The sequence below is a fragment of the Brevundimonas sp. genome (assembly GCF_004210735.1).
Classification (GTDB): Bacteria; Pseudomonadota; Alphaproteobacteria; order Caulobacterales; family Caulobacteraceae; genus Brevundimonas.
On record NZ_SDZL01000010.1, the window covers coordinates 12653 to 24074 of the forward strand.

An 11422-nucleotide genomic window follows, 5' to 3' on the forward strand; every position below is an offset into this window, starting at 1 on the left:
CATTTTAGGCCTGGTTGTCCGTTTCGTTCTTAGAACGAGTAACGGATACCCAGATAGGCACGACGCGGAGCGACCCAGGCGTTGGCTTCCTGGTAGTCGAAGTCGGCGCTGCCAGCCCGGTTGGTGAACTCCGACGTCGCGGACTGTTGATCCAGGACGTTGAAGATATCGGCGAACAGTTCGACTTCGCCGAACGACAGGTCGAGGGTGTATGTCGCCCGGACGTCGAAGGTATAGTACGACGGGCCGGTTTCCGAGCCGGTGAAGCCCGGCGACAGCCACGTCGATTCCGTACCGCCCCAAACGTAGGCCGGGTCGCGCGGACCGGCCACGTAGCCGTAGAGGTACGAGACCGGCGTATAGACCGCGCCGCTGTTCCAGTTGAACACGCCCGCCACTTCGAGGCCGAAATCGAACTCGTAGGCTGCATACGCCTTGAACAGGTGCTCGATGTTACCCGGCAGCTTACCCCAGGCGTTCGGAGCGCGCGGATCCAGGTAGATGAAGTCACCCTGAACGCCGGCGTTGCCGTCGGAGCTGGAGTTACCCTCGGCCTGGTTCCAGGTGTACGAAACCTGTCCGAACCAGTTGTCGGTGCGGAACTTCGTGAGCGTCACTTCAACGCCCAGATAGTCACGCTTGCCGCCCGCCAGGGTGCCCAGAACATAGTTGATGTTACCGGCCTGCACGTCGGCGATCTGCTCTGCACTCAGCCCGAAGTAGTCGTAGTCCAGGAACAGCGGGCCGCCCGGAGCGGCGTTACCGTCCGCGCCCGTGTTGGTCGGGTCCGAGTACACACCCAGATCGTAGTCTTCGAAGATCTGACGCGTATCGCGCTTGGTGGCCGTCACCGACAGACCGATGTCACGACCGAAGGTGGTCGAATAACCGATCAGGAACTCGTCGGTGTAAGGCGTCTTGGTGCTGGGCGCGAAGATCGAGTCGAGGACCTGGGCGCCGCCGCGGGTGCGGAAGGTGACCCAGTTGCCGCCGATGTTGATCTGTTCTTCGTCAACCGCGCCCGACAGGCTGCCGGCGAAGGCGGTCATGTCGTTACGCACGGGGTCGTAGTAGCGGCCGACGAAGCCCCAGACCTTGCTGCGGCCATCGCCCAGCAGATCGTAAACGACGCTGACGCGCGGAGCCAGTTCCCAGTCGAAGGTGAACAGGTCGTTGCCGTTGGAGTCGATGTGAGTCCACTCTTCAGCGCGAACGCCGGCGTTCACCGTCAGCTGGCCCATCGTCCAGGTGTCCTGGAGGTAGAAGGACTGACCTTCGCTGCCGACGGCGTTGACGCCGTTCTGCGTGCGCAGCGAGCGGTAGGCGTTGATCTGGTTGCCCGGGTTGCCCGCCGTGTTCGAGAAGGTGATCGCGCTGATCTCGTCCGGGGTCAGTACGCCGTCGCCATCGTCGATGAGGGCGTAGATGGCTGCGCGGTTTGCGCTGGCGTTGATGCCATCGATGATCCGCGCCCGGTCATCATTCGAAAACACCGAGGCCGTGAAGATCGGAGTGTCTTCATCCTCGGGGTCCAGGCCGAACACCAACTGCTCGAAGGTGAAGCCCGCGTAACGGTCGGAGATCGAGTTGTAAGTTACGTCACCCGACACGGTGCCTTCGACAATATTGTCGCTGGTCGAACGGGTATAGCCGGCCTTGATGGTGTGGCTGCCGAACGAGGTGTCGAGGAAGTATTCGGCGCTGATGCCCCACTCATCACGGTTGCGGTTACGCAGCGTGCTGGCACCGGCGCCGCCGATGTTAGCTTCCTCATAGGTATAGGAGGCGTTGTTGAGGAACTGCACGTTGTTGCGGACCGAACCGTCAGCCGCAACCGTGTTCAGCTCGGACTCGTGCTTGAAGTAGTAGGCGTTGAAGATCAGATCACCCCAGGTGCGGGTGTAGTCGATCTTGTAACGGTCGCCGCCCTGCTCCTGGGACGTGTCGCGATAGTTACGGATCGAAGCCGTGGCGCTGCCGGTGATTTCGCCCGGATCGGTCAGGTAGGTGGCGGTCAGACGATCGTCCGGCGTAATCTGCCAGGTCAGCTTGGCGAAGCCATACTCGAAGTCCCGCTCGACGGTGCGCTGCAGTTCGCCCGTGGTCCGGTTCAGCACGTCGTCTTCACGATGCGTTTTCTGATACGAACCGAAGAACCACAGACGGTCGCGAAGGATCGGCCCCCCCAGGGTGACGGCGGTGTCGTAGGTCGAGAAGCCGGCGGACTCGCCGTGCTTGTCCTCGGCCACCAGGCTGTCGTTCTGGAAGTAGTAGTTGACCGAACCGGTCCACTCGTTACCGCCCGACTTGGTGATCACGCGCGAGATCAGCCCGGTGCCGCCTTCGTACTCAGCCGGCGCGCCGCCGGTGATGACTTGCTGTTCCTGAATGATTTCGTTGTTCAGGTTGGCGCCGAAGGTGCCGGTGACCGGGTCGGTCACGTTCACACCGTCGATGTAATAGACGTTGTCCGACGACGATCCCACAACACCGGTGACCGACGAGTTGATGCCCGACTTGGACGACGGGTTGGAACCCGGCTTCACGCCCGGAACCAGTTGCAGGTAGCTCTGATAGCTACGGCCGGTCGGCAGCGATTCCACTACGTCCAGCGTCAGGGTGGTGGCGACGGTCGCCGAGGTGACGTCCACAGCGGCCAGCGAGGTGCCGGTCACGATGATGTCATCGACGCTCGCGGCGCCCAGCGAATAGCCCAGGGCCAGCTCGCGGCCCGACACGACGGCCACGTTGCTGGCGCTGAAGGCGTCATAGCCTGCAGCGTCGATCTGGACAGTGTAGTTGGTGGCCGGGTCCAGACCGGTCAGACGGGCGCGGCCTTCCGCGTCGGTCGTTCCCGTGCGAGTGACCAGGCTGCTGGGCGAGCTGACGGTAACGTTGGCGCCCGCAAGCGGCATGCCGTCCGAACCCGCGACCGAGACACGCAGGGTGCCGGTCTGGCTTTGCGCCATGGCGGTGGTCGGCGCGAGCAGGGTTACGGCCGGTACGGCCGTAAGCGCCAGAAGCGCAGCGCCGCCGATCATCGTCGACTGCAGCAAACGCTGACGAATGGTATGGGTTTTCAAGTGGTGGTCCTCCTGAGACCGGAAGACGCCCCGAGAAGGAAACGCCGCCGGCTACCGATATCCGCAAGCCCCGATGCCCACAGATTGGTCGAAACCTTAGCGAGTGGCTTCAACGGGCGCAGCAGAATTACTTAGATGCAATGGATTAGTCTTTACGCTGTCGCAAAGACGCCACACCGGGTGGGCATCCACTGTTTTCACAGGATTATTTTTCACTATGCACGAACCTAAGCAGCTGGATTTCGCCACATTCGCCTCAGGCCAGCTCACGCCCGCTGATGTTCCGCTGTTGCAGGAACACGGCTTCGCCTCGTTGGTGAATCATCGGCCAGAGGATGAAGAGATCGGGCAACCCGCTTCGGAAGCGATCCGTATCGCCGCCGAGACCGCAGGGTTGCGCTATGTGCATCTGCCCGTTTCCGGCATGCCCGACGCCGTCGCCGTCCAGGGCACGGCCGAGGTGCTCGCGGCCTTGCAGCCGGGCGAGAAGGTGCTGATGTTCTGTCGGTCTGGGATGCGCTCTACGGCGGCCTGGGCTCTGGCCCGGCGGTCACAGGGCGCCGATCCGGATACGCTGCGCGAGGCGGCGGCGAATGCCGGCTATGATCTGTCGCGTCTGCCGCTCTAGCGGGCGACTGCGGCGCGGGCCGCATAGGGCGCGGCCGGTTCCGGCGTGCAGGAGGCGACGATCAGTTGCGTCGCCATGAGACACAGGAGCGCGGCCGCGATGGGTTGGAGCCGATTTGAAACAGCCAGGGCAAGGGAAACGGCCATGATCGGGACTCCAGGGCGACAATTCCCCTGTCACCGGCAAGGTCCGGGCCGCATGGGGACGAGCCGCATGGGGACGGGCCGGTGAGCGCCGCCTCCATTCCCTATGTGCGCGACTTCGCGTTCGAGTACGGGCGTAGCGACCGGGTCTCGCCCCTGATCCGGCGCGTGATCGCGCGCAATCCCGGGCCATTCACCTTCACCGGGACGGGGACCTATATCGTCGGCGGCGATGCGCCAGGCGGAACGGTGGCGGTGCTGGATCCCGGCCCGCCGGATGACGCGCATCTGGCGGCGCTGCTGAAGGCCGTGCGCGGCCAGACCGTCAGTCATGTGCTTGTGACCCACACCCACCGGGATCACGCCCCCCTCGCCCGCCCCTTCGCCGAGGCGGCGGGCGCTGTGGTGCTGGCGGCCCGGCCACCGCGCACGCTGGTTCATGCCTCAGGCGGCACGCACGAGGATGACGACGACGACTTTCACCCCGACCGCATCCTGGCCGACGGCGAGCGGATCGCCGGCGACGGCTGGACGCTGGAGACGGTAGCGACGCCCGGGCACGCATCAAACCATCTGGCCTTCGCTCTGCTGGAGGAGAACGCCCTGTTCACGGGCGATCACGTCATGGGCTGGTCGACCACGGTGGTGACGCCGCCGGACGGGTCGATGTCCGACTATATAGCCAGTCTGGAAAAGGTCATGGCGCGCGGCTTCGACACCCTGTGGCCGACGCATGGTCCGCCGATCCGTCAGCCCGGTCCGTTTCTGGGGGCCTATCTGGCCCACCGCATGGAGCGCGAGGCGCAGATTATCGCGCGACTGAGCGCCGGCGACCGCACCATCGCCCAGATGGTCCCGCGCCTTTATGCGGCTGTCGATTCCCGGCTGTGGCCCGCCGCCAGCCTGTCGGTGCAGGCGCATCTGATCCGACTGGTCGAGACGGGCGTCGTCATCGCTACCCCTTCGCCGACGCTGGACGCCGACTACGTTCTGATCTGACGGTTCAGCCCGCCAGTTCAGTCGCGATCCGGCGCGCCAATTCGCAGGCCACAGGCCCCTGCGGACGATCATCGCGCGCCGTGACCCGGACATCGGTCTGACCCGGGCGGATACGGATCACGGCGTCGTGGGCGAAGCCGTACCAGAAGCCTTCATGATAGCCCTCGGCCCGATACGGCGCCGTGCCGACCACATTGAAGCCAGCCGCCGCCAGCGCCGCCGACGCCTTTTCAGGCGCGACCTGGCTGGGGATCGACACCAGACCGGGACAGGCGGCTGCCGTGCCCGACACGGTCGTGGCGCCGGCAGTCTGACGCGTCGTCTGGGCAAGGCGTGAATAGGGGGGCGTATCCGCAGGGCTGCTGGTCACATCGCCCGGCGCATTCGTCGCCAGCCGGCCTTCCTGCCATGACAGCACGCCGACCGAGCCGCCGGCGAGGATCAGGGCCGCCAACGCTGAGATAAGGCTGCGACGCCGTTTCAAGGCCAGCAACACCGCGACCAGCGCCGCCGCCAGCCCCGCAAAGGCCAGGATACGCACGAGGCGAAGGCCCAGCAGGTCATAGCCGACGGCCAGGTCCAGCGCCCCGAACCGTGAACCCAGGGCGCCCGCGAACGCGACCAGCGGCGCCAACAGGGTGATCGCCAGCATCCATCGGATCAACGCATCACCGCCCTTGCGCGCCCGGGGGCGGCTGGGGGTCGGCTTAGCCTCGGCGGTCTCGCCCGTCGGCATGGTCAGCTAACTCTTTCCGATCGGCTGGTCCGGGAGACGATAGTCCTTCATCCGCTCGCGCAGAAGTTTCTTGTCGATCTTGCCTGTGGCCCCCAGCGGGATGTCACCCACGAAGACGACATCGTCGGGCATCCACCATTTGGCGATCTTGCCCTGCAGGAAGTCCAGGTGTTCCTGCTTGTCCTCCCCCTCGCCGTCCTTGAGCTTGATCAGCAGAACGGGCCGTTCGTCCCATTTCGCATGCGCTGCACCGATGACGGCGGCCAGGGCGACCTTGGGATGGCCGACGGCGATGTTCTCGATCTCGATGGAGCTGATCCATTCGCCGCCGGACTTGATCACGTCCTTGGCGCGGTCGGTGATCTGCATGAAGCCCTGTTCGTCGATGGTCGCCACGTCCCCGGTGTCGAAGAAGCCCTCGTCATCCAGAATGTGCCCGCCCTCGTCCTTGAAATAGGCGCGCGCGATGGTGGGCCCCTTGATCATCAGGCGGCCAAAGGTGTGCCCGTCGCTGGGCAGCGGGGTTCCGGCGTCGTCTTTCAGCTTCAGCTCGACGCCAAGCGGCGGCGTGCCCTGCTTGACCCGCCATTTCAGCTGCTCCTCGAAGGGCATGGCCTCCATCTCGGGCGTCGTGTTGCTGAGGGTGCCGATGGGCGAGGTCTCGGTCATGCCCCAGCCCTGAAGCACCTCGACGCCGAATTCGTCGTGGAAGGCGCGGATCATGCTTTCCGGCACGGCCGCGCCGCCGATCAGCACGCGCTTCACGGTCGAGAGCTTCAGATTGTTCTCGCGCAGATGGTTCAGCAGTCCCTGCCAGACGGTCGGCACGGCGGCCGAGAAGGTGACGCCCTCGGTCTCCAGCAATTCGTAGATGGAGGGGCCGTCCATTCGGGCGCCCGGCATGATCAGCTTCGAGCCCGCAGCAGGCCCGGCGAAGGCGATGCCCCAGGCGTTGGCGTGGAACATGGGCACCACCGGCAGGATCACGTCCTTGGGCGAACCGCCGATGACGGTGGTCTGCAATCCCAGCAACGTATGGATGAAGTTCGAGCGGTGCGAGTACAGCACGCCCTTCGGGTTGCCGGTCGTTCCCGAGGTGTAGCAAAGACCGCAGGCTGTGTTCTCGTCGAACTGACCCCAGCGCACGTCCTCGGACGATTGCTCCAGAACGCTCTCATAGCATTCGACCACCGGCAGTTTGGTCTGCGGCATGTGATCGGCGTCGGTCATGACAACCACACGCTCGACCGTCGGGCAGTGCGGCAGGATGGCGTCCAGCAGCGGCACGAAAGTCAGGTCGACGAAGATGATGCGGTCTTCGGCGTGGTTGATGATGTAGATCAGTTGTTCGGGGAACAGGCGCGGGTTCAGGGTGTGGCACACGGCGCCGATGCCCATGATGCCGTACCAGGCCTCGATATGGTTGCCGGTGTTCCAGGCCAGGGTGGCGACGCGGTCCCCCGGCTTCACGCCCCAGGCCAGCAGGGCGTTCGAAACGCGTTTGGCCCGACCGTGGATCGCGCCATAGGTCGTGCGAACGATGGGCCCCTCGACCGACCGGGTCACGACCTCGCGCCCCGCATGCCAATTGTTGGCGTGGTCCAGTATCCGATCGACCGTCAGCGGCCAGTCCTGCATCAAACCGTGCATGTCGTTCCCTCGTCTGCGCCTGATTGAAGACGGCGCTTGCAGTCACGCTATCTAGGTGATCGGCGATAAGCAACGTGACGCAACGGAAACGCGGCCGACGTGGAACGGAATTGCCAAATGGCCCTGCCCAGCCGCTCCATGTGCAATCCCTTTGCCCCGCGCCTCATTGTCCGCAGGCGTGGCCAATCGTCGCCGTCGCCCCTAGAACGCAGTATCGCAAGCGCAGAGGCCTTCATGACTGTTCTCGTCGCCATCACCGGCGGATCCGGCTCGGGCAAGAGCACCCTGGCCGAGGCGCTGATCGCCGCCCTGCCCGCCGGGGATGCAGTGCTGCTGCGCGAGGATTCCTATTATCTGGACGCGGCCGGCCTGCCGGATTTCGACGCCGACACCTTCGACTTCGACGACGTCGCCGCGCGCGATCACGACCTGTTGGCCCGGCATCTGTCGGAACTGCGCGCCGGGCGCGGCGTCATCGCGCCGGTCTATTCCTTCATCCACCACGGCCGCGAACCGGGTGGAGAGCCGATCGCCCCCGCCCCGGTGGTGGTGGTCGAGGGCGCCCATATCCTGTGCACGCCCGCCCTGGTCACGCTGTTTGATCTGCGCGTCTTTGTCGACACCCCCGCCGATATCCGTTTCATCCGACGACTGCTGCGCGATCAGACCGAACGGGGCCGCACGGCCGATTCGGTCATCGGTCAGTACCTGGGCACAGTGCGGCCGGGACATGAGCGGTTCACCGAACCGTCCAAGACCCACGCCGATTTCGTCGTCGCCGACACCACCGCCGCCGTCCGGTTAGAGGATCCACAGGCCGTTGTGCGCCTGGTCGCGCCGGTTCTGGCGCATCCCTTGTTGGCGCCCTTTGTAACCGACTGAGGTAACTGGTCTTTGCAAAGATGATGACTTGCGCGCTTTGCGCGAGAGCGTAACCATACGCACTCATCCCGCGTGAGTGTGACATGGCCAGTGACCATCCATCGCCAGACACAGCATCGGATCCGCGCCTTCCGCTGATCCTGCGCCATGCTCAAAGTCATTTCATCGCCGAGGGATATGCCGGCGCCCGGATGGAGCTGATTGCGCGGGCCGCCGGGGTCTCGACAGCGACCCTCTACGCCTTCTTCGCAGGCAAGTCGGAGTTGTTCGCCGCCGTCATCGACGAAGTCGCCACCGAATTCCGCGCTCATATGAGTCGCGTGAAGGCGCTGGACGGTGATGCCCAAACCCAGCTGCTGCAGTTTTCCGAAGCCTACGCCGCCTTCATGATGGACCCGTTCGTCCAGTCCATCCTGCGACTGGTGATGGCGGAGCGGGTTCGCTTCCCCGACCTGGCTGATGATTTCTTCGAGCGCGGCAGGCGTGATTTCGGCGGCTTGCTGATCGCCGCTGTCCTGCGACTTAGCGAGAACAAGACCCTGGATATCGAAAAGGCGACCCAGGCGGTCGAGCAACTGCTCGGGATGATCGAGCACCCCACCTTCGTCGTCCCCTTGCTGGGCGGCGCACCAAGGCGGCCGGATCGAAAAGCCTCGGAGATCGCGCGAGAGGCTGTCATCACCCTGCTGGCGCGCCATGCGCCTGAGCTTGCGCCGCCTCAGGGATAAAGGCGCGCCCGGCTCCAGCCGTCCCCGGCCCGCGCATATTTCACGCGATCGTGCAGCCGGAACGGCCGGTCGCGCCAGAACTCGATCTCTTGCGGGACCAGCCGCCAGCCGGTCCAGCGATCGGGACGCGGCACGTCCTGCCCCTCGAACCGCGCCGTCTCGCGGGTGACAGCGGCCTCAAGCGTTGCGCGATCATCCAGTGGACGGGACTGGTCCGAGGCCCAGGCGCCGATGCGGCTCTCGCGTGCGCGGCTGGCGAAATAGGCGTCCGCCTCGGCGGTCGATACCGCCTCCACCCGCCCGCGCACGCGCACCTGACGACGCAGGGTCTTCCAGTGAAACAGCAAGGCGGCCTGCGGATGCGTCGCCAGTTGCCGTCCCTTGGCGCTCTCCTGATTGGAATAGAAGGTGAAGCCCCGGTCATCGACATCCTTCAGCAGCACCATCCGGCAATCCGGCAGGCCTGCGGCGTCTACGGTAGCCAGCGCCATGGCGTTGGCGTCGTTCGGCTCATGGGCGCGGGCGTCGGCCAGCCAGTCCACGAACAGACCGAACGGATCATCGCGCTCGAATGCACTCTCGTCCGCATTGGCCGCCAGGGCGGCGGCATAGTCACGCGCATACTCTTCGCGGCTGGGACTGGGAGGGATGACAACGTTCTTCATATCCTGATTATAGTGGAGCCTTCCCCGCCGGTGAAAGCGCCGCGCCCTTCAGAATTTCGTTCCGGACCCCGATGCTCAACCGTTTTGTCAGCCGTGAGTCGCTGATCCTGGCGATCTGCATCTGGACGATCCATGCCCTGCTGGAGATCTGGATTACGGATGGCTTCCGGTATTTGACTCTTCTTTGGGTGACGCATGGCTTCCTGCTCATGCTGTTGCTGGGCGCAATGCTGGACCGGGTGCTTCTGATCCGCTCCCCCATTGCCCGGATCGCGGTGAGCACGGCCCTGGCCATCGCCTTCGCCGCCTTGCAGACAGCCCTCGACCTGACGGTGTCCTTCACCATCGGGGAGAATATCCTGCATGAAATCCAGTCTCCGCCAGGCATTGAACTCAGCGCAGCCAACCTCGCCTTTCAGACCGCCGCCAAGCTGACGTTCAAGATCTATATCTGGCTGTTCGGCTTTTACGCGGCCATCCTGGCGCTGCTCGCCGCGATCCGCGACATCTGGCAGGCGCGCCTCGCGGTCCAGCACGCCCAGATCGAGGCGATGCGGCTGCAGATTAACCCGCATTTCCTGTTCAACGCCCTGGCGTCCATGGAAGGCCTGATGACGCTGGGACGGACGGCGGACGCGACGCGCATGCTGCACAGCCTGTCGGACTTCTACCGCTCGACCTTGCTGGACCGGGACGACAACATGACTTCCCTGGAAGAGGAACTGGAGCTTCTTCAGGAGTATGCCGCCGTAGAACGTGTCCGGTTCGGAGACCGCCTCCGACTGACTATCGAGGATCTGCCCGACGCAGGTCACGTCCTCGTTCCACCGTTGCTGCTTCAGCCGCTGGTCGAGAACGCTATCAAGCATGGTGATGACGGGACCAGTCCATCCCATGTCACGATCCGGGTTCAGCTCAAGGCGGATCAGATCGAAATCCTTGTCACCAACCCCTTGCGCCGTTCAGCAGGCCAGTACGGCACGGGCACGGGGCTGGCCAATGTCCGCCGTCGGTTGAACCTGCTCTATGAAGACAGGGCCGGGCTGGAGGCCGGTCCGCAAAACAGCGAATGGCTGGCCAGGGTCTGGCTGCCGATGGACAGCACGAAGCCTCCGCATGAGGTCGCAAGGTTAACCCCGTCTTGACCATAAGGGCGGCTAGGTGCCGCCATGGGTGGCGAACCAGGACTCAATGACTCCTTGCGCCTGCTGGGCCTGACCGGTCCGGCGGATCGGGAAGCCCTGGCCCGGGCCTTTCGCATCGCCGCCCTTGCCAGTCACCCTGACCGACCCGGAGGCGACGCCGCCCGCTTCCGGGCCGTCACCGCCGCCTATCGTCACGCCCGCGCCGCGACGCCGCGTCAGTTCGCTCCGCCCCCAGAAGTCGTCCTGGCCGCTCTCGCGCCCCCCGCGGCGCCCGTCGCTGTCCTGACCCCTCTTCAGGCGCTTCGCGGGGACCGCCTGATCGTGCGCCATGACGGCCGCGCCCTGCGTGTCACAGCCCCGGCGGGGCTGAGGTCCGGCGAGACGCTGCGGCTGCGCGGCGCCGATGGCGGACAAGACCTGCTCCTGCCTGTGTTGATCCGTCCGGCCGGCGGCCTGTCGGTTCTGGGCGACGACCTGTTCATGGATTGGGTCGTCAGCCCCCGCCGCCTGATCGACGGCGGACGGCTGGAAATTCAAACCCACGCTGGTCCGCGCGACGCCTGGCTGGTCGGCGGAATGACGCCGCCGGTGCGCCTGCGCCTGCGCGACCTGGGCCTGCCCCCGCGCGGCGACCGGGTTCAGGGCCATCTGTTCGTCACCCTGACGCCCTCGGTCCAGGCGCCCAGCGAGGCCGAGGACCGGTTGGCCCGCTTCACCCGCCTCTGGACGCCCCAGCGTCAGGCGGCCTAAGCCTGAGGCCGTC

At 65.1% G+C, this 11422-nt stretch carries 11 protein-coding genes; 6 read left to right on the top strand and 5 right to left on the bottom strand.

The window, feature by feature from the left end; translation table 11 throughout:
- Positions 1-29: 29 nt before the first annotated feature.
- Positions 30-3083 carry a TonB-dependent receptor gene (locus tag EON91_RS03525; RefSeq protein ID WP_292091644.1) on the bottom strand — a complete coding sequence of 1018 codons (3054 nt, stop codon included), beginning with the start codon at positions 3081-3083 and terminating at the stop codon, positions 30-32.
- A 217-nt stretch (positions 3084-3300) separates the two neighbouring features.
- Here EON91_RS03525 and EON91_RS03530 point away from each other — a divergent pair, with 217 nt between their 5' ends.
- Positions 3301-3711, top strand: coding sequence for a TIGR01244 family sulfur transferase (locus EON91_RS03530; protein WP_292091646.1), 411 nt, complete (start codon positions 3301-3303; stop codon positions 3709-3711).
- On the opposite strand, the gene EON91_RS03535 is transcribed toward EON91_RS03530, so the two are convergent.
- On the bottom strand, positions 3708-3857 hold the full coding sequence (locus tag EON91_RS03535) for a hypothetical protein (protein WP_292091647.1): 150 nt from the start codon (positions 3855-3857) through the stop codon (positions 3708-3710). The two genes, EON91_RS03530 and EON91_RS03535, sit on opposite strands and share 4 nt — an antisense overlap.
- 81 nt (positions 3858-3938) lie before the next feature.
- Here EON91_RS03535 and EON91_RS03540 point away from each other — a divergent pair, with 81 nt between their 5' ends.
- On the top strand, positions 3939-4853 hold the full coding sequence (locus tag EON91_RS03540; RefSeq protein WP_292091648.1) for an MBL fold metallo-hydrolase: 915 nt from the start codon (positions 3939-3941) through the stop codon (positions 4851-4853).
- A gap of 4 nt (positions 4854-4857) precedes the next feature.
- Here EON91_RS03540 and EON91_RS03545 read toward each other — a convergent pair whose 3' ends face one another.
- Both EON91_RS03545 and EON91_RS03550 read right to left on the bottom strand, forming a co-directional pair.
- Positions 4858-5589 carry a hypothetical protein gene (locus EON91_RS03545; protein ID WP_292091649.1) on the bottom strand — a complete coding sequence of 244 codons (732 nt, stop codon included), beginning with the start codon at positions 5587-5589 and terminating at the stop codon, positions 4858-4860.
- A 6-nt stretch (positions 5590-5595) separates the two neighbouring features.
- Positions 5596-7239 (bottom strand): long-chain-fatty-acid--CoA ligase, encoded by a 1644-nt coding sequence (locus EON91_RS03550; RefSeq protein ID WP_292091650.1) that lies wholly within the window; start codon positions 7237-7239, stop codon positions 5596-5598.
- A 234-nt stretch (positions 7240-7473) separates the two neighbouring features.
- Between EON91_RS03550 and udk the strand changes: the two genes are divergently transcribed.
- On the top strand, positions 7474-8121 hold the full coding sequence (udk, locus tag EON91_RS03555) for a uridine kinase (protein WP_292091651.1): 648 nt from the start codon (positions 7474-7476) through the stop codon (positions 8119-8121).
- An 83-nt stretch (positions 8122-8204) separates the two neighbouring features.
- Positions 8205-8849: a TetR/AcrR family transcriptional regulator gene (locus EON91_RS03560; RefSeq protein ID WP_292091653.1), complete on the top strand. Its 645-nt coding sequence runs from the start codon at positions 8205-8207 to the stop codon at positions 8847-8849.
- Here EON91_RS03560 and pdxH read toward each other — a convergent pair.
- Positions 8840-9514, bottom strand: a complete 675-nt coding sequence (gene pdxH / locus EON91_RS03565) for a pyridoxamine 5'-phosphate oxidase (protein WP_292091655.1) — start codon at positions 9512-9514, stop codon at positions 8840-8842. The genes EON91_RS03560 and pdxH overlap by 10 nt on opposite strands.
- A 71-nt stretch (positions 9515-9585) precedes the next feature.
- Between pdxH and EON91_RS03570 the strand changes: the two genes are divergently transcribed.
- Together EON91_RS03570 and EON91_RS03575 are read left to right on the top strand one after the other, a co-directional pair.
- Positions 9586-10659, top strand: a complete 1074-nt coding sequence (locus tag EON91_RS03570; RefSeq protein WP_292091657.1) for a histidine kinase — start codon at positions 9586-9588, stop codon at positions 10657-10659.
- A gap of 24 nt (positions 10660-10683) precedes the next feature.
- Entirely contained in the window at positions 10684-11409 is a 726-nt protein-coding gene (locus EON91_RS03575; protein ID WP_292091658.1) for a DnaJ C-terminal domain-containing protein, read from the top strand.
- Positions 11410-11422: the final 13 nt, after the last annotated feature.